Origin of the sequence: Streptomyces erythrochromogenes, assembly GCF_040684695.1 — a bacterium.
Lineage (GTDB): Bacteria > Actinomycetota > Actinomycetes > Streptomycetales > Streptomycetaceae > Streptomyces > Streptomyces erythrochromogenes_C.
Window position 1 is genome coordinate 13,815 of the sequence record NZ_JBFBGM010000030.1, and the last position, 22,945, is coordinate 36,759.

The window sequence follows — 22,945 nt, forward strand, 5'->3', positions numbered from 1 at the left end:
CCACGAACCCGAAAACCACGAGCCCGACAACCACCAGCCCGACGACCACGAGCCGGAGAATCTGCGGCTGGTGCACCTGCTGCGGGCGGTGACCGTGGACTTCGGCCTGCGGCAGGCGGAGTTCGCCGCCCGCAACGGCATGCACCCGACCGACGTGCGGGCCCTGATCTGCCTGCTGGACGCGGCCCGCGCGGGCGAGCCGGCCACGGCGGGCCTGCTCGGTGCCCGGCTCGGCCTCAACTCGGCGGGCACCACGGCCGTGATCGACCGATTGGAGCGGCTCGGCCACGTGGCCCGGATCCGCGACGAGCACGACCGGCGCCGGATCCTGCTGCGGGTGGAGCCGGCCGCGATCCGCCTGGGCCGGGAGTTCTTCGGGCCTCTCATCGACGGGGTGCTGCGGGTACTGGACTCCTTCGACCCCGCCGAACGGGACACCGTCCGCCGCTTCCTGACGGCCACCCACACCGTCTTCGCGAAGGAGCCCCGCCCGTGACCGCCCCGGCCACCGGCCCCGCCCCCGACCCCGGTCGCGACCCCGCCCCCGGCACGGACTCCGAATCCGCATCCGGCTCCGGCTCCGGATCCGGCTCCGACCTGCACCTGGACCTCCCCGCCGAGGGCCCCCGCCGCACCGCCCTCGCCCGGGCCCTGCGCGGCGCGGTGCGCAGCGGGCGGCTGGCCGGCGGGACGCGGCTGCCGCCCTACCGGGCCCTGGCCGCCGACCTCGGGCTGGCCCGCAACGCCGTCGCCGACGCGTACGCCGAGCTGGTCGCCGAGGGCTGGTTCACGGCCCGGCAGGGCTCCGGCACCAGAGTCGCGGAGGGGGTGGCGGTCGCACCCGCGCCGTCCCCCGGGGCCGGACCGCCGCCCGAGCGCCCCCGGCACGACCTGCTCCAGGGCAAGCCCGACCCCGCCTCCTTCCCGCGGGGCCCCTGGGCGACGAGCGCCCGGCGGGCCCTGGCCGGGGCACCCACCGAGGCCTTCGGCCCGGGCGATCCGCGGGGCCGTCCCGAGTTGCGGCGGGCGCTGGCCGGCTACCTGTCCCGGACGCGGGGCGTGCGCACCGGCCCCGAGAACATCGTGGTCTGCTCCGGTTTCGCCAACGGGCTGCGGCTCCTCGCGTCCCTGCGCCCCCGGGACTGGGCCGTCGAGGCGTACGGACTCCCCTTCCACCACGGCATCCTGGACGCCGCCGGGGTCCGCCCGCATCCCGTCGCGGTCGACGAGGACGGCGCCCGGACCGGGGAAATCCCCTCCCCCGCCCGTACGGTGCTGCTCACCCCGGCGCACCAGTTCCCCACCGGGTGCGCCCTGCTGCCCGCCCGGCGGGCGGCGGCCGTGGAGTGGGCCCGCACCACCGGCGGCCTGATCGTGGAGGACGACTACGACGGGGAGTTCCGATACGACCGCAAACCGGTCGGAGCGGTTCAGGGACTGGCCCCCGAGCACGTGGTCCACGCGGGCTCGCTCAGCAAGAGCCTCTCCCCCGCGCTCCGACTGGGCTGGCTGGTGCTCCCGGACCACCTGGTCGGGCAGGTGCTGGCGGCGAAGGGGTTGCGCGAGTCCTGGGCGAGCGCGCTGGACCAGCTGGCGCTCGCCGACTTCATCGAATGCGGGGCGTACGACCGGCACGTGCGGCGGATGCGCCTGCGCTACCGGCACCGCCGCGACCAGTTGGTCTCCGTACTGGCCGCACGGGCCCCCGAGGTCCGGGTCACGGGCATCTCGGCCGGACTGCACGCCGTGGTGGAGCTCCCGCCGGGCCGCGAGGCCCGGGCGCTCGCGGCGGCCCGCGCCGCGGGGCTGGCCCTGGACGGCCTCTCCTCCTACCGGCACCCCGCCGACCGGACCCCGCCCCGCGAGGGGCTGGTCGTCGGCTACGCGGCGCCCCCGGACGCGGCCTTCGCCGAGGCCCTGGAAGCCTTGGCCGAGGTGGCTCGCCGCGCGGTGGACGGGTAGCGGGCTCCTTCACAACGCCCCCACGCGCCGTTCTCGTATGGTGGCCGGAGTGCCGAAAGAGGACATACCGCACCTTAAGGACCGAGTCGTGACCGAGCAGCAGCCGCAGGGAGAGAGCCTGACCACCACCCGCTCGTCCCACCCGCCCTACCCGTCCCACCGGCACGCCGACTGGATGTTCGGCGGGATCTACGGAACGGTCCTGGCCAGCGCCCTGATGGCCGCGCTGAACCAGGAGGGCGAGGACTTCACCCCCTTCTACGACGCCAGCTGGGTCCTGGTGACGGCGGCCACGGCCGGTCTGGCGCACGGCTACTCGCACCACATGGCCTCGCACCGGGAGGAGGCCGGTGGCCACCGCTGGCACGTCCTGGGCCGGGCCCTGTGGAACGAGTGGCCGCTGATCGTGGCCACCCTTCCCACCGTCCTGCTGCTGACCGCCGCCGGGTTCGGCGGCTGGGACGCCTACGACGTGACGGCGGCCGGGCTCGGCCTGAACACGGCCCTGTTGTTCGGCTGGGGCGCGCTCACGGCCCTCCGGGTCGGCCACCGGCTCGGCCGGTCCCTGCTGATCGGCCTGGCCGACGCCACCATCGGCCTCGCCATCATCGTGGCCAACGCCCTCATCAAATAGGGCGCCGCACCTCGCGCGGGGAGCCGCGACCCGGCCGGGGAGCCGGGTGACCGGGGAGCCGGGTGGCCGGGGAGGCGCGGCTCCCCGGCCGTACGCCGCGCCTCAGTCGGGGAGCTGCGCCTCCGCCTGCGCCAGGATCTCCGTCAGCCGGGCCCCGAACTCCGCTCCGCGCGGGTCGGGCACGCCCGTGCGGGCCGCGGTGAGCAGTGCGTCCAGGGCCCGCCCGTAGGCACCCGGTACGTCGCTCCAGCCGGGCAGTTCGTGCACGCCCTCGCTGCCGCGCAGTTCCAGCCCGACCCCGGCGGCCGCCTGCGGGGCACCCAGGCTGAGCACGGCGGTGCTGGCCGCGCCGGAGGCGTGCCGCAGCGCCAGCTGGACGACGTCGGAGGGGCCGCGGGTGGCGCTGACCTCGGTGACGTCCCCGAGGATCGGGATCAGGACCGACAGGGCGTGCGGCCCGACGTCCCACAGTCCGCCCTTGGCCTTGCGCCAGGGCGAGTCGGCGTAGGCGCTGGGGGTGCCGTCGGGCGGGAACACGGCGCCGAGCCAGTGCGCGGCGGCCGTGAACCAGCCGGTGCGGGCGGCCTGCTCCTCGACCCAGCCCGCGGTGGGCTCGGCGAAGCGCAGGGTGAGGAAGACGACGGAGGAGACCCGGTGGCGGGCGACGGCGTCGGCGACGGCGCGGGCGTCCTGCGGTGTCGTCGCGACGGGCTTGTCGAGCAGCAGGTGGCAGCCGGCGGCGGCCGCGCGCACGGCGAGCGGTGCCTGTACGTCGGGCGGCAGGGCGAAGGCGACGACATCACAGTCGGCGAACAGCTCGTCCGGGTCTTCGTACACCTTCACGCCGTGCTGGTGCGCAAGCTCCGCGGCGGCTTCGGGCCGGCGCCCCCACACACCGGCGAACTCGGAGCCCGTGTGCGCGGCGAGCGCGGGGGCATGGGTGCGGGTCGCCCAGGGGCCGGTCCCGAGCAGCCCGACCCGGGGGCGGGTGTCTGCGGGGGCCTGGTCGGCGGCAGTTGGGGCGGTGGTCTCGGCGGGAACTCCGGCGCGGTCTCCGGCGGAGCTCATATCAGACGAAATGCTCACGCGGTCAGTCTGCCCCACCCGGACGGGTGCTCGACCGCCAACCCGCACGAGCCGCCCGACCAGGGGCGTAAACCTCGGTAACACGGGGTTCACACACGGGCAACGGAAGAGAAATCGCGGGCGGGCACGCTGCGGTCAACACCGCAGCGATGAAGCAGCGTCCAGCAGCACCCGCAGAGTCTGAGGATGGGGCCCGTGAGCTACAAGGCTGAGTACATCTGGATCGACGGCACCGAGCCGACGGCGAAGCTTCGCTCCAAGACGAAGATCCTGGCCGACGGCGCCGAGCTGCCGATCTGGGGCTTCGACGGATCGAGCACCAACCAGGCCGAGGGCCACGCCTCCGACCGCGTGCTGAACCCGGTGTTCTCCTGCCCGGACCCGATCCGCGGCGGGGACAACGTCCTCGTGCTGTGCGAGGTCCTGAACATCGACATGACCCCGCACGAGTCGAACACCCGCGCGCTGCTGCGTCCGGTAGCCGAGAAGTTCGCCGGCCAGGAGCCGATCTTCGGCATCGAGCAGGAGTACACCTTCTTCGACGGCGTCCGTCCGCTCGGCTTCCCGGTGGGCGGCTTCCCGGCCGCGCAGGGCGGCTACTACTGCGGCGTCGGCTCGGACGAGATCTTCGGCCGCGAGATCGTCGAGAAGCACCTGGACCACTGCCTGGCGGCGGGCCTGGAGATCTCCGGCATCAACGCCGAGGTCATGCCCGGCCAGTGGGAGTTCCAGGTCGGCCCGCTGAGCCCGCTGGAGGTCTCCGACCAGCTGTGGATCGCGCGCTGGCTGCTCTACCGCACCGCCGAGGACTTCAACGTCTCCGCGACGCTGAACCCGAAGCCGGTCAAGGGCGACTGGAACGGCGCGGGCGCGCACACCAACTTCTCCACGAAGTCGATGCGCGAGGAGTACCGGGCGATCATCTCGGCGTGCGAGGCACTGGGCGAGGGCAGCAAGCCGCTCGACCACGTGAAGAACTACGGCGCCGGCATCGACGAGCGCCTGACGGGCCTGCACGAGACGGCCCCCTGGAACGAGTTCAGCTACGGCGTCTCGGACCGCGGCGCCTCGGTCCGCATCCCGTGGCAGGTGGAGAAGGACGGCAAGGGCTACATCGAGGACCGCCGCCCGAACGCGAACGTGGACCCGTACGTGGTGACCCGCCTGATCACGGACACCTGCTGCACCGGCCTGGAGAAGGACGGCCTGGCCTGACGGCCCCGCCTCCCCGCCCGCACCCCGACGCCCGCCGCGCCTCCCGAGGCCCGGCGGGCGTTGTCACTCCCGCATGGGACGGTGTCCCCATGACGACAGCGGACGTGCCGGCCCTCGGGGCCGAGGTGGAGCGGGAGTTGGCGGGGGTCGTGCGCGGGTGGCTGGTGTGCGGGTACGACGGGCGGGACGCGCTGGCCGAGTCCGCCGAGGAGTACCTCGTCGACGGCGACGTCCGGCCGGTCACGCGCGAGCAGGCCGCGCGGCTCGTGGACCGGCTGTGGCGGGAGCGGCAGGCCGAGCAGGCCGGCTGGACGGGTACGACGGATCCGGAGCGCGTCACCCGCGCCTTCGCCGCCCTGGAGGCGTCGGGCATCACGGCCCGGGAGAACTTCACCTGCTGCCGCGGGTGCGGCCTCGGCGAGATCCGGGGCGACGGCGAGGAGGACGCGCGGGGGTTCGTGTTCTTCCACCGGCAGGCCGCCGAGGGGGCGGCCGCCGGCGGGGACCTGTTCCTCATGTACGGCGGGTTCGAGCCCGACGAGGACCTGACGGTCTCGGTCGGCCGGGAGGTCACCGCGGCGCTCGACGCCGAGGGGCTCTGCTGGACGTGGAGCGGGGCCGCCCACGATGCGATACAAGTGACGGGCCTGGACTGGCGGAAGCGGCTGGCCGGTTGAGGGTTTCTGCCCCGGTTTGACCGACACGTCGACCGTATCGTGAGACAGCCATCCGGGATGCGAGACACAGCCTGCCCCGGGGGCGGCTCTTCTGCTTGAATGGGGCCATGGCCAGCCACTCGCACACCTCGTCAGGTCGCAGCGACCTCGAGCCGTTCTGGCCGTCCCGTCAGGACCACGACTTCGATCGTGAGTGTTGCCGCGCGAAGAACGCGCCGGCCCTCTAAAGCCTCCGGGACCTCTCCTCCGGGTTTCCCCGAGGCCTTCGGTCTGCGCGGTACGACATCGATGACGCACGCACGTCTCCTGCCGACCACTCCGCGTGAAAGAGCTGACCACTCATGGCGAACACCCGCTCCCTGACCTCCGCTGCGACCTCTCCGCTCTCCTATCCCCCCAGTCCCCGCCACCGGCTGCGCGCCGTGGACCGGGACGAGGTGGCCCGGGTCGTGGACTTCCTCCCGCCCGGCGCCACCTGGCTGCCCGCACCCCAGCACACCCTTCCGGCGCTGCCGGGCCAGCCGCCGATGGTCGGCTACCTGGTCCTCGTACCGGCGGACCAGCAGCCGCCGATCGCCTTCGCCCCGCAGGCCGTGGCCACCCCGGCCCAGCCGGTCCCCGGCGCCCGTACCGAGCCCGCGGCGACCGCAGCCACCGCTGCCCCGGCCCCCGCCCCGACCCCGGCCGCCGGCCAGGGCGACGCCCTGATCCGCATCGACGCGGCGCAGCGCACCGCCGAGGTCGACGGGCGCGTACTCGACCTGACGTACCTGGAGTTCGAGCTGCTGGCCCATCTCGTGCAGCACCCGCACCGGGTGCACAGCCGCGACCAGCTGGTCACCACGGTCTGGGGCTACGGCCACGTCGGCGACGGCCGGACCGTCGACGTCCACGTCGCCCGGCTGCGGCGCAAGCTGGGCGGGGCCCACCGCGGTGCGATCCAGACGGTGCGCCGGGTGGGCTACAAGTACGCCCCCTGACCGGCCCGGCCCGGTCCGGTCCGGTCCGGGAACGACGGTGGGCCCGCACTCCTCCACGGAGTACGGGCCCACCGTTTTCAGCGGTGCGGCGCTACGCGGCCGCGGCCGCCGCCCGGCGGCGCGCCACGAAGCCGAGCAGCAGGTCCACCACGAGGAAGGCGGCCAGGCTGATGCCCAGCAGCGGGATGAACCAGCCCACCAGGGCGGTCACCGCGGCCAGCGGCAGCAGCACGGTGACGGGCAGCTTCCGCCAGGCGCCGCGCGGCTGCGCGCGGCCGACCGACAGCGTGCGGTCCTTCGTCGGCCGGCGCAGCCACCACATGCGGTAGCCCCAGAAGACGAGGAACATCACGCCGACGGCCAGGGCGGCGAGCACGATCTGGTTGACGAGCCCGAAGGTCTGGCCCATGTGCAGGTCGATGCCGTAGCGGGTCATCTTCGCGAGCACCGGGTAGTCGGCGAAGCGCAGTTCGTCCATGACCCGGGCGTCGGCGGGGTCGACGGCGACGGCGTCGAAGTGCACCGGCACCTGCTTGTCCTGCTCCTTGATGACGTACCCCTTGCCCTCGGCGGGCAGGGTCACGCGGATCGCCTCGGTGACGCCGGCGTCCCGGGCGGCGGCCACGGCCCGGTCGAGGCCGACGTCGGCGGTGGGAGCGGGCGGGGGCATCGTCGTGCCCTCGGGCATGGTGTGGCCCGCGTGCTCGTCGGCGCCGCCGGCGTCCGTACCCGGGTTCAGCTTGGCGGAGACGGCCGGGGTGGCGCCGCCGAGGCTGTCCTGGAGCTGCCCGATGTTCTCACCGGCGTACTTCGACCAGGTCAGGCCGGTGGCGGAGAGGACGACGAGTCCGGCGACGGACCACAGGCCGACGACCCCGTGCCAGGACAGGGTCCGGCGCCGGTCGGTGGCCCCCCGCTCCGGGAGGACGAGCTGCGCCGCCCGCTTGCGGCGGCGGCCGATCCACAGGGCGAGGCCGCCGAGCGCGACCACCCACATCCAGCTGGCGGCCATCTCGCTGTAGTTGCGGCCGAACTCCCCGAGCTGGAGGTTGGAGTGGAAGGTGCTCAGCCAGGCGCGCAGCGGCAGCGCGTCGCCGACGGTGGTGAGCTGCCCGCGCACCTCGGCGGTGTACGGGTCGACGAAGACGGTGAGGGTCTCGCCCTCCGCGAGGCCCGGGTTCTCCATGATCACGCGGGTGGTGGCCTCGGCGTCGGGGCCCGGCCACACGGACACGACCTCGCCCTCGGGCGCCGCGCCCTTGGCCGCCTCGACCTGGGCGCTGAGCGGCAGGGCTCCGTCGCCGACGCGGGCGACGGTCAGCTCGTCGGCGTAGACGATCTTCTCGGCCTGCCAGGAGGCGGCGTAGAGCAGCCCGGTGGCGGCGGCGAGGAAGAGCAGCGGGGCGATGAGCAGGCCCGCGTAGAAGTGCATGCGCAGGAGCAGCGGGCGTACGGAGGCCCAGCCGCCGCTGCGGCTCCTGGAGGGGGCGGGCGGGTCGGAGTCCGGGGTGGTTGCCGGGTCGGAGTCCGGGGTGGTTGCCGGGGTGGGGTCCGGGGTCGTTTCCGGGGTGGCGTCCGGGGTGCGGACGTCCTTGACCTCTTCAAGGGACATGCTGGTCCTCGGTGTTGGCGAAGGCATGGGGACGGCGGCCCCAGGTCTCGCCTCCCCTCGCACGGGTGCCGTGGAGGTGCGCCGGATCAGGCGCGGGCAGGACGGCCGGGGGCCGTGGAGCGGTGGACACTGCCGCTCCACGGCGGCCCTCGGCGCACCACGGCATGGGCGTGGACCGCTCCGCGCAGCCGGCGCGGCCGCCGGTACGGGGCACGGAAGGCGGGCGGGGCCGGCACGGCGGCCACCCGGGCCCGCACCAGGTCGAGCGCGCGGGCCAGCGGCCGGGCCGCGTGCAGCGCGGCGGCGCCCAGGACGCGGGCCAGCCGGAAGACGGCGGCCTCGCCGCGCGCCAGCCAGGCGGCGCAGACCAGCCCGGCGAGCACGTGCGCGGCGATCATCCCCGCGCCGCCGTGGGAAGCCGTACCGGCCATGTCGGCCATGCCCGCCATGTCGGCCACGCTCGCCATGTCGGCCGCACCGGGGGCCCCGGCGGCGGGCATGTGGTGGTGCCCCCGCGTCGCGGCGGGCCCGGAAGCGGACTCGACCGCCTGCGTGCCGGAGAAGACGAGGTGCAGCACGCCCTGCATGGAGAGCACGGCGCCGGTGATGCCCACGGGTCCGCGCCGCCGCCCGGCGAGGAGCCAGGCGAGGACGCCCGTCACCGCGAAAGCGCCCAGAAGACCGAGAAGGGGAACATCCATCCCGGACATGTGCGAATGCCCCACGGCGCCCAGCGCGACGCACATCGCCGCGAAGAGTGCGGCTCGGGTGGCGCGCAGTGGCGCGAAGGATTCGAACATGGCCGGGACATGTTCGCACGGGGCCCCTTGGTTTCCGCCAGAGGCTTATCCGATCATGAGCAGGTGAATCCAATTCCATGGGGAGCGGTGTACGCCGGCGGGGTCCAGCTCGGCGCGTACGCACTGGAGCGCACCGGACCGGCCGACCGCGAGCGGCTGCTCCGGGGATGCTCGACGAATGTCGACAACCTCGCCGCCGGGCGCTGGGAGACCCTGCTGAGCAGCGCTCTCGTCGTCGAGGAACCGATGCCCCTGCCGTACGCCCTGCTGCTGGTCGCGGTGCTCGGCTACGCCGAATACGCGTACGGGGCCTGGTGGACGGCCGCGGTGTTCCTGTTCGGGCACGCCTCGGCGACCCTCCTGGTGTACGGCGCGCTGCGCAGGACGACCGATTCCGCGACCCGCGCCGCCCTGGACGTGGGGACGAGCTACGGGTTCAACGCGGTCCTCGGCGCGCTGACCTCGGCCCTGCCGCGCGGGCCCGTCCGCACGGCGGCCCGGGCCGGCCTGCTGGCGCTGGCCGCGGCGCCCGTGCTGAAGCGCGGCCGGACCTTCACCGACGCCGGACACCTCGCGGCGCTCGGGATCGGCCTGGGCGTCTCGCTGGCCCTCGATTGCCTTTCCGGCGCAAAGCATCAGAAAATTGGCTGAATCGCCGCATGACACGAGTAACTCGAACACCGCTGGAGCCGCCACGATGACCGCCACCCCCTCCACCACCGTCGCCAACCTCCGCGACCTCGGAGGCACCCCGCTCTCCGGCGGCCGCACCGTCCGCCCCGGCCTGCTCCTGCGCTCCGGCCAGCTCGACCGGCTCGACCTCGACGCCGACCCGGTGGTGGCGGCGCTCGGCGTACGCACCGTCATCGACTTCCGCACCGAAGCGGAGCGCGCCGACCACCCCGACCGCATACCGGCCGGGGCCCGCCTGCTGGTCGCCGACGTCTTCGCGGACAAGCTGCGGGAGGCCGGCAAGAAGCCCGCCGCCGCGCAGCTCAAGGACCTGCTCTCCGACCCGGCGGTGGCCGAGGAGCACCTGGGCGGCGGCAAGGCGCAGACCCTGTTCACCGACATCTACCGGTCCTTCGTGCACTCCGGCTCCGCGCAGGCCGCGTACCGGATGCTGCTGACCGAGGCCGCCGACCCGCAGGCGGGCCCGCTGCTGTTCCACTGCACGGCGGGCAAGGACCGCACCGGCTGGGGCGCGACCGTCGTCCTGGCGCTGCTCGGCGCGGACGACGACACCCTGATGGCCGAGTACCTGTCGGTGAACCCGGCGGTCAAGCAGGCCTTCGCCCCCATGATCGAGGGCTTCACGGCGGCCGGCGGGAACCCGGACATCGCGCTCGCGCTGATCGGGGTCTTCCCCTCCTACCTGGAGGCCGCCCTCGACGAGGTCGAGACGCGCTACGGCTCCATGGAGAAGTACGTGCGCGAGGGCCTCGGCGTCGCGGACGAAACGGTCGAGGCGCTCCGCGCCCGCCTCGTGGCCTGAGGACCTCCCGGGGGGCGCAGGCCGGGTCGGGGACGCCGACGGGGGCGGGGCCCATCCGCCTACTGGGGCGGGGCGCGGACGGGTGACCATCCGACGGCGGGGGCGGGGCGCGGGCGGGTGACCATCCGACGATTCGCTCGTTCTGCTGAACGTGACTGCGCCGGATACCGCCACCCGCCCCCAGCCTCCCGCGGCTCCCGTGCCGCCCGACGTCGAGCAGGCCGAGGCCGCCATCGTCGAGCACTACCCGCGGCTGGTGCGGCTCGCCTATCTGGTGCTGCCCCCCACCCTCGGCCGCAACCGTCGGGTGCTCACCGCCCACTCCCTGGTCCAGCGGGCGCTGCCGCGCGGGCGCCGGGACGCGGCGGCGGGCGCGGCCGCCGTCCAGGGCGGGGTGCCGGGGCAGCGGGGCGGCCCGGACGACTCCGGGTACGCGTACGTCCGGCTGCGGGTGCTCCGCGCGGCGCTGGAGGCGGGGATCCCGCTGACGTTCCGGGCGCTGCCCCGGCGCGCGCAGCTCCCGCCGGCGCTGCCCCAGGTGTGGGGCCTGCGGCTGTTCCCCCGCTCGGGCGGGGCCGAGGAACTCGCCCTCGACCAGTGGCTGGCCACCCTGGACGGTCCCGGCCGGGCCGCCTGCGTCCTGCGCGCCCTGGAGCGGCTGCCCGAGCCGGAGGTGCTCCGGGTGCTCGACGAGGCCGGTGTCCCGGACCCGGCCGCCGCAGTCGCGGAGTCCGGTGATCCGGCGAACGACGCGCTGTTCTCCTCCCCCGAGTTCGACCCGTGCGTGCTCCAGGCCCGGCCCACCGACCTGCTGCGGCGCCGCCGCCTGACGCGGGCCGCGCTGGCCGCCGCGGCCGCCCTCGCCGTGTGCGGGGCGCTGCTCGCGCTGCCCGGCGGGGGCTGGGGCTCGGACGGGGCCGCGGCGCCGCCGTACGCGCGCAACGCCGCGGCCGAACAGGCTCTGGATCCGGCCAAGCTGGTCCGGGTCGCGCCCGCGCTCTGGCACACGTCCTCCCGTACGGACTTCTCCACCTGGCCCGTCCGCGGGGACCGCGCGGACGACACGGCGCTGCTGCGCCGGGCGCTGGCCGTCTGGGCACGGCCCGGCTCCTCCGTGGTCGTCTCGGCCACCCCCGGGACCCCGTCCGGGCCGCCGATGGGACCGGCGCAGCTGCTGTTCGCGGGCGCCGTCGACCAGGCCGTGGTGGTCCTGCTGTACGACGGCCTGCGCGTGGTCCGCTACGCCGAACCGCGCTCCGGTTCCGCGGGCGCGGCCCTGGACTTCGCCCGGGTCGACGGCGCCTCGGCGGACACCGCGACCGCGCTGGTCGTCAGCCGGGTCGACGGCAACGTCCGCTATCTGGCGGCGCCGTGGGTGACGGGGGTGGCCCTGCGGGACCTGCTCAAGCCCGGCGGCCCTCCGGCGGTGCTGAAGACGACGCAGGACGGGGTCACCCCGCCGGTGCCGGGGCCGGCTCCGACCGGCGACTGCACCAGCTGGAACGCCCTGTCCCTGACCGGGGACGGCGCCACCCGGCTGATCACCGACCTGGGCGAGCTGACCCCGGCCCGGCTCACCTCGGGTGCGCCGGGTGCCGAGCGGAACGCGACCGAGGCCGCGGAGCTCGCGGACTGGTCGAGGATCGCCTGCCTGCTGCCGTCGGTGCGCTCGCACGGGGTCCGCACGGTCAACGCCTGGACGTACGCGAAGCAGCCGCTGCCGGAGGGCGACGGGACGGCGGCCTGGCTCTGCACCCGTGCCGAGACCTGGCAGGGCGCGGCGGACCGCGTGCAGGCCCAGTTCCTCGCGCCGGGCACGGCCACGGCGGCTCAGGCGGCGGCCGCGGAAGGGTCCGCGGCGTGCGGGCCGCGCGAACCGCGGGTGCTGGCGGGCGTGCTGTGGAAGTCGCGGGCGGGCCAGTGGTACGTCCTGGCCGCGGGCAGCGCGCAGTTCGCCTCGCTGTCGGTCTCGGGCGGCGGCGTGAACGGTTCGGCGAACGGCAACCGGCTGGCGGTCAAGGCCCCGGCCGGCGCCCAGGTCGACCTGTCGGGGAAGCTGACGGACGGCACGAAGGCAGGCGTCCTGCGCTGACCGCCGGGGCCGGGGCGGGCCGGGGCGGGGTGAGCGCAGGGTCGGGTGAAGATTCAACGACTGTGCGGTTGAAGGGAGTTGGCGGGATCCGGGCATGACGGTCAGAGCGCGTACATGGCATGATCGGATTCCGGTTACCGCTCGGTAATCCCCCACACCCCTGCCCCTTGAAGGTCCACCACGTGCGCACGCTTGCCCGCAGCCTCCTCCTCCCCGGTCTGACCGCCCTCGCGCTCACCGCCACCGGCTGCGCCTCGACATCCCACACCGGCGCCGCCGAACCGGCCGCCCCCTCCTCCCTCGCGCCGTCCGGCGACGGCGGCTCGCAGCAGCTGGACGTGGCCGCCGCGCCCCAGGGCGAGCCGACCCCCGCCGCCGTCGCCCGGGGCGGCTCGAAGGGCCGGACCGAGAAGTCCGCCCTGAAGGTCGCCTCGTACGACGCCGCGACCGGACGGGCCGTCATAGCCAAGGCCCCGCCCAAGGGGTCCTCCCAGGCGCCCTCGCCCGCCACGTCGCCCGAGGCCGACAAGCCCGTCGCCGCGGGCGACGTCATCGCCAGCGCCCCGGCGCCCGGCGCACCGAACGGCCTGCTCGCCAAGGTCACCGAGGTCGTCGGCAAGACCGACCGCGGCACCGAGGTCAAGACCGCCTCCACCACGCTGGCCGCCGTCCTCAACGACGACAAGGCCGACGGCAAGGTCCCCGTCGACCCCTCGACGGTCGTCGTCGAGCCCCTGATGAAGGGCGTCACCTTCTCCTGGGCCAAGGGCGACGGCCTGAAGTTCGGCCCCGAGGGCGCCAAGCTGCCGCTCGGGAACCTCCGGCTCGACGTGAACGCCTCCGTCGACACCGCCCCGGACGCGCCCGCCTCGGCCGGCGCCTCCGTCTCCGGCTTCGTCCAGCTCGCCCCGCAGGTCGAGTTCCAGTACGACGGCAGCCAGGGCGGCGGCTCCGGCCCGCACGGCGCCTTCCTCGGGATGAGCGGCGACTGGTCCTCGCAGTGGAAGCTCCAGGGCCGCGCCGCCGCGAGCACCGGGGCCCCCAAGCGGATCCCCTTCGCCAAGCTGCACAGCTCCCCGGTCATCCAGGTCGGCCCGGTTCCGGTGGTCGTCAACCTCGGCCTGACCTGCTACATCCAGGTGGAGGCCGACGGCAAGGTCACCCTCGACGTCCAGCAGGACGTCAAGGGCGACTTCAAGGTCGGCGGCAGCTACGCCTTCGGCAAGGGCTGGACCCCGGTCAGCTCCTCGAACGTGAAGAGCACGCCGGTCCGGGCGACCGTCACCGCCGCCGGGAAGGTCAAGGGCGCGCTCGGCGCCGAGGCGTCCGTCGGCCTCTACGGAGCCGTCGGCGTCACCGGCGACTTCGCCCCGTACCTGCGCGGCGAGGCCGACGTCAAGGCGACCGCGTCCAGCGACGGCAAGACCTCCGTCGACGGCGCCTGGGCGCTGTACGGCGGGTTCGACCTGAGCGGGAACCTCCAGCTCCAGCTCTCCCTCTTCGGCACGCCCGCCTTCGAGCGCAAGATCCCGCTGGGCTCCCTGAACCGCGAGTGGGCGCTCGCGAGCGGCAGCACCGGGCGCTAGCCGCCCCGGAGGCCGGCCGCTTCGGAGGCCGGCCGGACCGGGCGCCCCGGACGACGCCACACCGCGGCGGGCGCGAGAAGTCGGAGGCGCCGGGGTCTTCTCACCTCCTGTACCCATCAGTACATTGACGCCATGTCTAATACGCCGCTCGCGCCCGCCCCCGTGGCGTCGGAACACGTGGACCTCAAGCCCAGGAACGTGTCCTTCGGCTGGGAGGGCACCCCGCTCCACTGGCTGCCCGGCGAGCCCTTCGCCGGGCACATGATCAATGTGCTGCACCTGCTGCTGCCCGCCGGGGAGCGGTGGTTCGTGCACGTGTACAAGCAGGCGCTCCCCCACATCAAGGACGAGCGGCTGCGGGAGGACGTCGTCGGCTTCATCGGCCAGGAGGCCATGCACGCCGCCGCCCACGACGACGTCCTCCCGCACCTGAAGCGCCTGGGGCTCGACCCGACCCCCTACACCGCCCAGGTGGACTGGCTGTTCGAGAAGCTGCTCGGCGACCGCACCCTGCCGCCCGGCCGGGCCAGTCACTGGTGGCTGATGGAGCGGGTCGCGATGATCGCGGCGATCGAGCACTACACCGCGTTCCTGGGCGACTGGGTGCTCAACGCCGATGCCCTCGACCGGCGCGGCGCGGACCCGACCATGCTGGACCTGCTGCGCTGGCACGGCGCGGAGGAGGTCGAGCACCGCTCGGTGGCCTTCGACCTCTTCATGCACGTCGACGGCGGCTACCGGCGCCGGGCCCGGACGTGGGCGACCGCCTTCAGCGCCCTGGTCTTCCTGTGGCAGCGCGGCGTCCGCTTCTTCATGGAGAACGACCCCCATCTCGTGGACGGCAAGGCCTCCTTCGGGCAGTTCTTCATGGCCGGACAGCAGGGGGTGCTCCCCTCGACCGGCTCCATGCTGAAGTCCATACCGAAGTACCTCTCCCGTACGTACCACCCCTCGCAGGAGGGTTCGACGGCCCAGGCGGTGGCCTACCTGGCCTCCTCCCCCGGTGCCAACGGCGGGCTGGGGGCGCGGGCATGAGGCGCACCCTCGCCGTCACCACGGCAGCGGCGGTCGCGGGCGCGGCCTGGGCGGCCCGGCGGGCCCTGAACCGCCGCATCGGCGACTCCCCGCTGTGGCCGCTGCCGGCCCTGGACGTACCGGTCTCGGGCCACTCCCCGCGCCGCGCGCTGCGCGCGCTGATCGTCTCCCGTACGCAGCCCGCCCAGGACGTGCTGGAACTGCTCCTGGAGTCCCCCGAGCTGCCCGCGTGGACGCCCGGCGCGCACGTGGACGTCACCCTGCCCTCCGGCCTGGTCCGCCAGTACTCGCTGTGCGGCGACCCGGCGGACGAGGGCCGCTACCGGATCGCGATCCGGCGGGTGGAGGACGGCCGCGGCGGCTCCCGCGAGGCGCACGCCCAGCTCGTCGAGGGCGCGGAGCTGGAACTGCGGCCGCCGCGCAACCGCTTCGAGCTGCTGCCGGCGCCGTCGTACGCGTTCGTCGCGGGCGGCATCGGCATCACCCCGATCCTGCCGATGCTCCGCGCCGCCACCGACGCCGGCGCCGACTGGACCCTCCTGTACGGGGGCCGCTCCCTCGACTCGATGCCCTTCCTGGACGACCTCGCCGTCTACGGGGACCGGGTCACGGTCCACCCCGAGGACGAGGTGGGCCTGCCCGACCTGGCCCCGCTCGCCGAGACCGCGCCGGGCACCCTGGTGTACTGCTGCGGCCCCGAACCCCTGATGCAGGCCGTCACGGCGGCGGTCCGGGACCCGGCGGCCGTGCACCTGGAGCGGTTCGCGCCGGTGGCGGCGCCCGGTCCGGCGCGGGCCTTCACCGTCGAACTGCGCCGCTCGGGACGGGTCGTCGAGGTCGGCCCGCAGGAGAGCACGCTCGCCGCCGTGCGCCGCGAGCTGCCGGACACCCCGTACTCGTGCGAGCAGGGATTCTGCGGGACCTGCCAACACCGGGTCCTCGCGGGCGAGGTGGACCACCGCGACGACCTGCTCACGGACCAGGAGCGCGGGGAGTCGATGCTGCTGTGCGTCTCGCGCGCGAAGGGGGACCGCCTCGCCCTGGACCTGTGAGCGCTCCCCAGTAGGGTGTCCCGCATGACGACCGGAGTGCGGCGCAGGATGGGTGTCGAGGAGCGGCGGCAGCAGCTGATCGGGGTTGCCCTGGAGCTGTTCAGCCACCGGTCGCCCGACGACGTGTCGATCGACGAGATAGCGGCGGCCGCGGGGATATCCCGGCCGCTGGTCTACCACTACTTCCCCGGCAAGCTCAGCCTGTACGAGGCGGCGCTGCGGCGGGCCGCCGACGAGCTGGCGCTGCGGTTCGTCGAGCCGCACGAAGGGCCGCTCGGGGCGCGCCTGCTGCGGGTGATGGGGCGGTTCTTCGCCTTCGTCGAGGACCACGGGCCGGGCTTCTCGGCGCTGATGCGGGGCGGTCCGGCGGCCGGCAGCAGCCGGGCCAACGCGATGATCGACGAGGTTCGGCAGGCGGCGTACGAGCAGATCCTCACCCACCTGGGGGTCGGACTGGACGAGGTGCCGGCCCGGCTGGAGCTCGTGGTGCGCTCCTGGGTCTCGCTCGCCGAGTCCACCGCGCTGATCTGGCTGGACGGGCGCAGGATCCCGCGGGCCGAGCTGGAGCTGCAGCTGGTGCACGACTTCGCGGCGCTGGCCGCGGTGAGTGCCGCGTACGACGCGGAGATGGCGGGGATCCTGATGCGGATCCTGGCCGGCGAGCCCGCCGACGGGCCTTTCGGGGAGCTGGTCGGGCGTCTGGTGGGGCTCGTTCCGGGCGGCGCGGCCCCCGCTTTGTGACCCGGCGCGCAAACCCCCGCCCTCTCTTGATCACGACCGATGGTGATCACCGATAATGCCCGCGTGATCATTGACGACGGGATCTTGTTCCGGCCGGCCGTGGAGAAGGACGCCGGCACGCTGGTGCGCCTGTACGACGAGGCCGCCCGCTGGATGGTGAAGCACGGGATCGAGCAGTGGAAGCCCGGCGACAAGGACGCCGCGCACTTCCGGTCGAAGATGCACGACGGAGAGGTGTGGCTGGCCGGCGACGCCGACGGCCGGGTCTGCGGGGCCTACGAGTTGTGGTGGTCCGACGAGGAGGCCTGGGGGATCCAGCCGCCCGTCGCGGGCTACGTGCACCGGCTGATGGTCTCGCGCGAGACCGCCCCCGCCGGGGCCGGCCGCCGGCTGCTCGAACATGCCGAGCGGCGGACGGCCAGGACCGGGCGGGAGCGGGCGCGGCTGGACTGCGTCTCCACCAACCCCCGGCTGCTCGCGTACTACCTGGGCGCGGGCTACCGGGTGGTCGGGGAGCTCCCCGACAAGCGGGGGAAGGACGGCAGGGTCTACGGGGTGATCCTGCTGGAGAAGCGGCTCGACCGGCTCAGCGTCGTGTGAAGACGGAGACGGTGCGGGCGGGGACGGTGAACTCTCCTGTCGTCGCGTCGTAGGCGGACTGCTTGACCGTGGCGTCGGAGCCCGTCGCCTGCACCGGGTGCAGGCGGTAGGCGGTGCCCGCGAGGGCGGCCACGCGCTGGGGCCGGGCGGTGGGCGTGGCGTTGAAAACCACGACCAGGTCGCCCAGGGTCATGGTGATCACGCCCGGGGTCTCCTCCCGGCCCGAGAGCGGGAAGCCCAGCCGGGACTGGACGGCCTCGGCGGTGGTGAGGGCGAAGTCCGGCTCGGTGGTGCGGATCTTCAGCAGGTCGCGGTGGGCCGCCGCGGTCGCGTTGATGTCGGTGCAGGTGGGCGCGGGCCCGGTCAGCAGGGGCTTCGCGTAGGGCCACTTCGGGCCGTTGTCGGCGGCCGGGGGCAGGCCGCGGCCGAAGCCGTTGCCGGCGCGGCAGTCCCACTGGATGGCGTTGAACCAGTCGCCGCTGTCGTAGGAGTTGCGGTCCAGGGACTTGGAGCGCAGCAGGTCGGTGCCGGCCTGGGAGAGGGCCGGGCCCTGGGAGAGGGTGGCCGTCGCCATGGCCAGGACCTGCATGCGGGCCCTGTCGCGGTTGGTGGTGGCGGGCGGGAGCTTGTAGGTCAGGGCGTCGGCGAGGGTCTCGTTGTCGTGGGCGTCCGCGTAGGCGAGGGCGTCGCCGGGGGCGGCCGCGTAGCCGGCCGGAGAGCCGTTGTAGTCCACCTCGGAGCCCTTGACGCGGCGCCCGGAGGTGTCGGTGAAGGAGTACGGGGCGAGGTTGCCGGAGAGGCCGACCTTGATCAGGTCCTGGGCGTGCAGGAGGCGGGCCCTCTGCTCGGCCGGGGTGCCGTTGGCGGGCGATCCGTTGGGCTCGGTGAACAGGCCCGACGCGAAGCCCTGGACGCGCGGGTCCTCGTCGAAGGGGCCGCCGCCGCGGACCGCGTCGCGCGCCCGGTCGGAGAAGGTGGCGATGCCGGTCCCGGCCATGTTCTTCTGCGTCGCCTGGACGAAGCGGGCGTCGTCGGCGATCTCGCCGAAGTTCCAGCCCTCCCCGTAGAGGACGATCTTCTTGCCGTCGACGCCGTCCTTGGCGGGCGTCAGGGCGTCCAGGGCGGCGCGCACCGCCAGGATGTTGGCCTTCGGGTGGTGGCCCATCAGGTCGAAGCGGAAGCCGTCGACCTTGTACTCCTTCGCCCAGGTGACGATCGAGTCGACGACGAGGCGGCCCATCATGGCGTTCTCGGGGGCGGTGTTGGCGCAGCAGGTGGAGGTGGCGACGCCGCCGTCGGCCAGCAGGCGCTGGTAGTAGCCGGGGACGATGCGGTCGAGGACCGACTTGTCCGACTGCCCGGCGGCGACGGTGTGGTTGTAGACGACGTCCATCACGGTGCGCAGCCCGGCCCCGTTCAGGGACTGGACCATCCTGCGGAACTCGACGGTGCGGGCGGTGCCGTTCGGGTCGCTGGCGTAGCTGCCCTCAGGGACGGTGTAGTGCAGCGGGTCGTAGCCCCAGTTGTAGGAGTCCTTCGCGGCGGCGGCCGCCACGCACGCCTGCTGCTCCTGCGAGTCCGGCGCGTACACCGTGAGGTCGCAGGCGGGCTCGGTGCGGTCCGCGGCCTTCTCCGGGATGGTGCCGATGTCGAAGGCGGGCAGGAGGTGGACGTAGGAGGTGCCGGCGGCGGCCAGGTCGCGCAGGTGGCGCATGCCCGCCGAGCCGGTGTCGGTGAAGGCCAGGTACTGGCCGGGGTGGCCGCTGGTGCGGTCCGCGACGGAGAAGTCGCGGATGTGCAGCTCCTGGATCTGCGCGGAGGTGAAGGGGACGGCCGCGGGCTTGCGCAGCTGCTTCCAGCCGGGCGGCGCCAGCTTGGGGTCGGCCAGGTCCACGGCCAGGCTGTGGGTGGAGTCGGCCGTCAGGGCGGTGGAGTAGGGGTCGGTGACGAGGTTGCGGACCACCTGGCGGGTGCTGGGGGCCCAGACGGTCACCGCGTAGCGGTACGGCTTCCCGGTCCAGGAGCGCTCGCCGCGCACGGACCAGACGCCGGTGGCGTCGTCGCGGCGCATGGCGACGGTGCGGCCGTCGAGTTCGAGGGAGACCTGCTGGGCGGTGGGGGCCCAGACGGAGAGGGTGGGTCGGCCGTCCTTGAAGACCGGGCCCAGGGCGGCGGTCGTCGCGTACAGGTCGTCGAGGACTCCGGCGAGCTGCACGCCGGTCGCGGCGAGCACGGCGTCGTTCGCGGCGCGGGCGCTGGCGACGAGCTGGCCGCGCAGGGCGTCCCGTACGCGGTCCCGGTCGCGGGGGTCGACGGTGAAGGCGGTGTACGCGGCCAGGTGCGGGAACTTCTGCTTCTGGGCGGCGGTCAGTTCGGCGCGGCCGAGGCGCAGCCACTGGGCCGGGCCGGTCAGGGCGCCGTTCTCGGCCTTGACGGCGCCTTCGCGGGAGGCGAGGAGCTGGACGGAGGCGGCGGCCGCGGGGGCGTTCCAGGCGACGGTGTTCCGGTCGAGCCAGACGGCCTGGGACTTGGTGAGGTCGAGGGCGGCGGCGGAGCCGGCGGGCTGGGGCAGGAGGTACTTCTCCCGGCCGCCGAGCATCCACACCTCGTGGCCGGTGGCCTTGAGGTCGAGGGACTGGTCGGTGGGCAGGTCCTTCTCGTCGCCCTTGTGCAGGATGTAGCTGAGGCTGGTGGCGCCGGCGGCGAGCGGGACCTCGTAGACCGCGCCGTAGGAGTCGGTGCGGGTCGGCAGCAGCGGCTTGGACCAGTCGGTCGGGGTCGCGGCCCCGGTCCACACGTGCAGGCCCCAGCCGTCGTACGCGCCGTCGGGGCGCTGGTAGTGCAGGACGGCCTTGCCCTGGTCCTGCGGCGGGTAGGCGGGGCGGTCGGTGCGGGCGGGCTCCTTGCCCTGCTCCAGCCAGATCTCGCCGGTCTTCGTCACGTCGACGGTGCGGTCGGCGGCTACGTCCTTGTTGCCGTCCTTGTCGATGACGAGGTAGCTGACGGAGGAGGCGCCGGGCTTGAGCCTGACGTACGCGAAGGCGCCGTAGGCGTCGCGGCCGGTGAAGGCGTGGCCGGCCGGCCAGGGAGTGGCCTCGCCCTCTGCGATGTCGCCCCAGGCGTAGAGCCGCCAGTCGGTGTAGTCGCCGTCGGGGCGGTTGTAGTGGACGACCGCGTAGTCGCGCTGGGTTGCGGTGGGGACCTCGACGGGCGGGACCTGGCCGGTGACGGACTGCGCGAGGGCGCTCGCGGTGCGGCCGGCGGAGTCGACGACGACCGCCTTGTAGCGCAGCGGGGTCCCGGCGGGGGTCTTGGCGTCGATGGGGTGGGTGACCTTGTAGGGGGCGTGGTCGGCCGAGCCGAGGACCTGCCACTTCTCGTTGCCGGTCTGGGCGGCGAAGACGACCCGGTTCAGGCCGCCGCCGCTGACGTCGGCGGACAGCTCGACGGTGCCGGTGGCGCCGGGGGCCGGGGCCTTGAGGGTCAGGGCGGGCTTGGCGGTTGGCTTGGCGAGCGGGGCGACGGCCTTGAGCACCACCGAGCCGAGGGCGGGGACGACGACGGTGAGCTTGCCGGCGGCGGAGGCGCGGATCAGCGCGGAGCCGCCGTAGAGGGTGCGGTACTGGGTGCCGGCCGGGGCGTCGATCTCCACGGTGCGCGACTCGGCGCCGTTGTTGGCGGCGACCAGGTACTCGGTGCGGGTGCGGGCGTCGGTACGGGCGAAGGCGTACACGGAGCCGTCGGAGAACCGTTCGCTCTGGATGCCGTCGCGCAGGGCCGGGTGGGCCTTGGTCAGCTTCGAGAGAGCACTGATCTCCTTGTAGAGGGGGTGCTCCGGATCGTAAGCGTCGCTCGCGTGCGTGCGCGCCGTTCCCAGCTGGTCGTCGTCCAGGTAGTCGGCGGTCTTCGACGCGAACAGCGGCTGGCGGGCGTCCTTGTCGCCGCCCGCGCCGGTGTAGCCCTGCTCGTCACCGGAGTAGATCACCGGGTTGCCGCGGGAGAAGAACATCAGCTCGTTGGCGAGCCGGTAGCGACCCAGCAGCTCCTGCTCGCTCGCACCCGGCCGGTCCTGCTTCAGGAAGGTCCCGAAGCGGCCCATGTCGTGGTTGCCGAGGAAGGTCACCTGCTCGTAGGCGTTGGCCTTGCCGGAGGTGTAGCGGTAGTCGTCGGCGAGGACGGAGCCCAGCCGGGAGGCCGCCGCGCCCTGGGAGGCGTACGCGCGGATCGCGTCCTGGAGCGGGAAGTCGAGGGTCGCGTCGAGCTTCCCGCGGGTCACGTACGGGGAGGTGACGGCGGTGTCGGCGGAGTAGACCTCGCCGAACATGAAGAAGTCGTCCCGCCCGCGGTCGGCCGCGTACGCGTCGAGGGCGGTCGCCCACTGCGTCCAGAACTCCGTGTTGACGTGCTTGACCGTGTCGATGCGGAAGCCGTCGATCTCGAAGTCCTTGACCCACTTCTCGTAGATCTTCTCCATCCCGCTGACGACCTCGGGACGCTCGGTCCACAGGTCGTCCAGGCCGAAGAAGTCGCCCTGCTCGGAGGACTCGCCCGCGAAGGTGGAGTCACCCCGGTTGTGGTACATCGTCGGGTCGTTGAGCCAGCCCGGCACCTTCAGGTTCTTCTTCGCGTCCGGCACGAACGGGGTCCTCGGGAAGGACTCCCCGTCCACCTTCGGGAACTTCCCCTTCCCGTCGGCGTAGTCCTTGTCGTCGAACGGCACCCCGTCCTTCGTCAGATAGGGGAACGCCCCCTTCGACAGGTACGCGTAGGAGGCCTCCCGGTAGTCCACGACGTCGGCGGTGTGGTTGGTGATGACGTCGAAGAAGACCTTCATCCCCTTCGCGTGCGCCTTGTCGATCAGCCGCTCCAGGTCCGCGTTGGTGCCGAAGTGCGGGTCGACCTGGGTGAAGTCGGTGATCCAGTAGCCGTGGTAGCCGGCGGAGACGTCGTCGCCCTTGCCCTGCACCGGCTGGTTCTTGAAGATCGGCGCCATCCAGATGGCCGTGGTGCCGAGCCCCTTGATGTAGTCGAGCCGGTCGGTGAGCCCCTTGAGGTCGCCGCCCTGGTAGAAGCCCTTGTCGGTGGGGTCCAGGCCGGTCTCCAGGCGGGAGCCGGTCAGCCCGCCCCGGTCGTTGCCCGGATCACCGTTCGCGAACCGGTCCGGGAGCACGAAGTAGAACTGCTCGCGGGTCAGGTCGTTGCGGGCCGGTTCGGCGGAGAGTTTCGCGTCCGAGGGCGGCGCGGGCGCCTTGGCCTCGGCGGCCGCGGCGGGGAGGGCGGGCAAGAGCGTCACGGCCAGGGCGGCGGCGAGCACTCCTGCGGCAGGGCGTATCAAGGCGGGTCTCCTTGTGTACGTGTCGCATGGATGAGGGCCGCCC

At 73.9% G+C, this 22,945-nt stretch carries 18 protein-coding genes; 14 read left to right on the forward strand and 4 right to left on the reverse strand.

The window, feature by feature from the left end:
- Positions 1-61: 61 nt before the first annotated feature.
- The 3 genes from AB0O53_RS32070 (at position 62) to AB0O53_RS32080 (ending at position 2,596) form a co-directional block, all read left to right on the forward strand.
- Complete coding sequence (locus AB0O53_RS32070; RefSeq protein WP_351001415.1) at positions 62-496, forward strand: MarR family winged helix-turn-helix transcriptional regulator; 435 nt, start codon at positions 62-64, stop codon at positions 494-496.
- Positions 497-603: 107 nt separating this feature from the next.
- Entirely contained in the window at positions 604-1,962 is a 1,359-nt protein-coding gene (gene pdxR, locus AB0O53_RS32075) for a MocR-like pyridoxine biosynthesis transcription factor PdxR (RefSeq protein WP_403142499.1), read from the forward strand.
- An 88-nt stretch (positions 1,963-2,050) separates the two neighbouring features.
- Entirely contained in the window at positions 2,051-2,596 is a 546-nt protein-coding gene (locus AB0O53_RS32080) for a hypothetical protein (protein WP_351001367.1), read from the forward strand.
- Positions 2,597-2,698: 102 nt separating this feature from the next.
- Here AB0O53_RS32080 and AB0O53_RS32085 read toward each other — a convergent pair whose 3' ends face one another.
- On the reverse strand, positions 2,699-3,664 hold the full coding sequence (locus AB0O53_RS32085; RefSeq protein WP_365200403.1) for a Gfo/Idh/MocA family protein: 966 nt from the start codon (positions 3,662-3,664) through the stop codon (positions 2,699-2,701).
- A 213-nt stretch (positions 3,665-3,877) separates the two neighbouring features.
- Here AB0O53_RS32085 and glnII point away from each other — a divergent pair, with 213 nt between their 5' ends.
- From glnII to AB0O53_RS32100, 3 genes are all read left to right on the forward strand, one after another.
- Positions 3,878-4,897, forward strand: coding sequence for a glutamine synthetase (glnII, locus tag AB0O53_RS32090; protein ID WP_351001364.1), 1,020 nt, complete (start codon positions 3,878-3,880; stop codon positions 4,895-4,897).
- Between the two features lie 89 nt (positions 4,898-4,986).
- Positions 4,987-5,574, forward strand: coding sequence for a DUF6891 domain-containing protein (locus AB0O53_RS32095; protein WP_351001361.1), 588 nt, complete (start codon positions 4,987-4,989; stop codon positions 5,572-5,574).
- 341 nt (positions 5,575-5,915) lie between these two features.
- Complete coding sequence (locus tag AB0O53_RS32100; RefSeq protein ID WP_351001358.1) at positions 5,916-6,554, forward strand: winged helix-turn-helix domain-containing protein; 639 nt, start codon at positions 5,916-5,918, stop codon at positions 6,552-6,554.
- Between the two features lie 91 nt (positions 6,555-6,645).
- Here the strand turns inward: AB0O53_RS32100 and AB0O53_RS32105 are convergent, their stop codons facing one another.
- Positions 6,646-8,166 (reverse strand): PepSY-associated TM helix domain-containing protein, encoded by a 1,521-nt coding sequence (locus AB0O53_RS32105; RefSeq protein ID WP_365200297.1) that lies wholly within the window; start codon positions 8,164-8,166, stop codon positions 6,646-6,648.
- Between the two features lie 86 nt (positions 8,167-8,252).
- Positions 8,253-8,966, reverse strand: a complete 714-nt coding sequence (locus tag AB0O53_RS32110; protein WP_351001352.1) for a hypothetical protein — start codon at positions 8,964-8,966, stop codon at positions 8,253-8,255.
- Between the two features lie 63 nt (positions 8,967-9,029).
- Between AB0O53_RS32110 and AB0O53_RS32115 the strand changes: the two genes are divergently transcribed.
- The 8 genes from AB0O53_RS32115 to AB0O53_RS32150 all read left to right on the forward strand — a co-directional run bounded on the left by AB0O53_RS32115 (position 9,030) and on the right by AB0O53_RS32150 (position 17,567).
- Positions 9,030-9,617 (forward strand): rhomboid-like protein, encoded by a 588-nt coding sequence (locus AB0O53_RS32115; RefSeq protein WP_351001349.1) that lies wholly within the window; start codon positions 9,030-9,032, stop codon positions 9,615-9,617.
- A gap of 46 nt (positions 9,618-9,663) precedes the next feature.
- Positions 9,664-10,461, forward strand: a complete 798-nt coding sequence (locus AB0O53_RS32120) for a tyrosine-protein phosphatase (protein WP_365200302.1) — start codon at positions 9,664-9,666, stop codon at positions 10,459-10,461.
- 151 nt (positions 10,462-10,612) lie between these two features.
- Entirely contained in the window at positions 10,613-12,553 is a 1,941-nt protein-coding gene (locus AB0O53_RS32125) for a hypothetical protein (RefSeq protein ID WP_351001343.1), read from the forward strand.
- A 182-nt stretch (positions 12,554-12,735) separates the two neighbouring features.
- A complete protein-coding gene (locus AB0O53_RS32130) occupies positions 12,736-14,139 on the forward strand; it encodes a hypothetical protein (protein WP_365200306.1) in 1,404 nt (467 codons plus the stop codon).
- Between the two features lie 132 nt (positions 14,140-14,271).
- Positions 14,272-15,174 carry a metal-dependent hydrolase gene (locus tag AB0O53_RS32135; protein ID WP_365200309.1) on the forward strand — a complete coding sequence of 301 codons (903 nt, stop codon included), beginning with the start codon at positions 14,272-14,274 and terminating at the stop codon, positions 15,172-15,174.
- Positions 15,171-16,226 (forward strand): PDR/VanB family oxidoreductase, encoded by a 1,056-nt coding sequence (locus tag AB0O53_RS32140; protein WP_365200312.1) that lies wholly within the window; start codon positions 15,171-15,173, stop codon positions 16,224-16,226. The genes AB0O53_RS32135 and AB0O53_RS32140 overlap by 4 nt, the downstream gene beginning before the upstream one ends.
- Before the next feature lie 24 nt (positions 16,227-16,250).
- Positions 16,251-16,967 carry a TetR/AcrR family transcriptional regulator gene (locus AB0O53_RS32145; RefSeq protein WP_365200315.1) on the forward strand — a complete coding sequence of 239 codons (717 nt, stop codon included), beginning with the start codon at positions 16,251-16,253 and terminating at the stop codon, positions 16,965-16,967.
- Between the two features lie 63 nt (positions 16,968-17,030).
- Positions 17,031-17,567 (forward strand): GNAT family N-acetyltransferase, encoded by a 537-nt coding sequence (locus tag AB0O53_RS32150; protein ID WP_351001328.1) that lies wholly within the window; start codon positions 17,031-17,033, stop codon positions 17,565-17,567.
- On the opposite strand, the gene pulA is transcribed toward AB0O53_RS32150, so the two are convergent.
- Positions 17,554-22,902 carry a pullulanase-type alpha-1,6-glucosidase gene (gene pulA, locus AB0O53_RS32155; protein ID WP_435886701.1) on the reverse strand — a complete coding sequence of 1,783 codons (5,349 nt, stop codon included), beginning with the start codon at positions 22,900-22,902 and terminating at the stop codon, positions 17,554-17,556. The two genes, AB0O53_RS32150 and pulA, sit on opposite strands and share 14 nt — an antisense overlap.
- Positions 22,903-22,945 lie beyond the last annotated feature (43 nt).

Bases quoted from the DNA above. Each gene is read 5' to 3' on its own strand.
- AB0O53_RS32085 (WP_365200403.1), bottom strand. From the start codon at position 3,664: ATGAGCTCCGCCGGAGACCGCGCCGGAGTTCCCGCCGAGACCACCGCC.
- AB0O53_RS32095 (WP_351001361.1), top strand. From the start codon at position 4,987: ATGACGACAGCGGACGTGCCGGCCCTCGGGGCCGAGGTGGAGCGGGAG.
- AB0O53_RS32100 (WP_351001358.1), top strand. From the start codon at position 5,916: ATGGCGAACACCCGCTCCCTGACCTCCGCTGCGACCTCTCCGCTCTCC.
- AB0O53_RS32105 (WP_365200297.1), bottom strand. From the start codon at position 8,166: ATGTCCCTTGAAGAGGTCAAGGACGTCCGCACCCCGGACGCCACCCCG.
- AB0O53_RS32110 (WP_351001352.1), bottom strand. From the start codon at position 8,966: ATGTTCGAATCCTTCGCGCCACTGCGCGCCACCCGAGCCGCACTCTTC.
- AB0O53_RS32120 (WP_365200302.1), top strand. From the start codon at position 9,664: ATGACCGCCACCCCCTCCACCACCGTCGCCAACCTCCGCGACCTCGGA.
- AB0O53_RS32135 (WP_365200309.1), top strand. From the start codon at position 14,272: ATGTCTAATACGCCGCTCGCGCCCGCCCCCGTGGCGTCGGAACACGTG.
- AB0O53_RS32140 (WP_365200312.1), top strand. From the start codon at position 15,171: ATGAGGCGCACCCTCGCCGTCACCACGGCAGCGGCGGTCGCGGGCGCG.
- AB0O53_RS32145 (WP_365200315.1), top strand. From the start codon at position 16,251: ATGACGACCGGAGTGCGGCGCAGGATGGGTGTCGAGGAGCGGCGGCAG.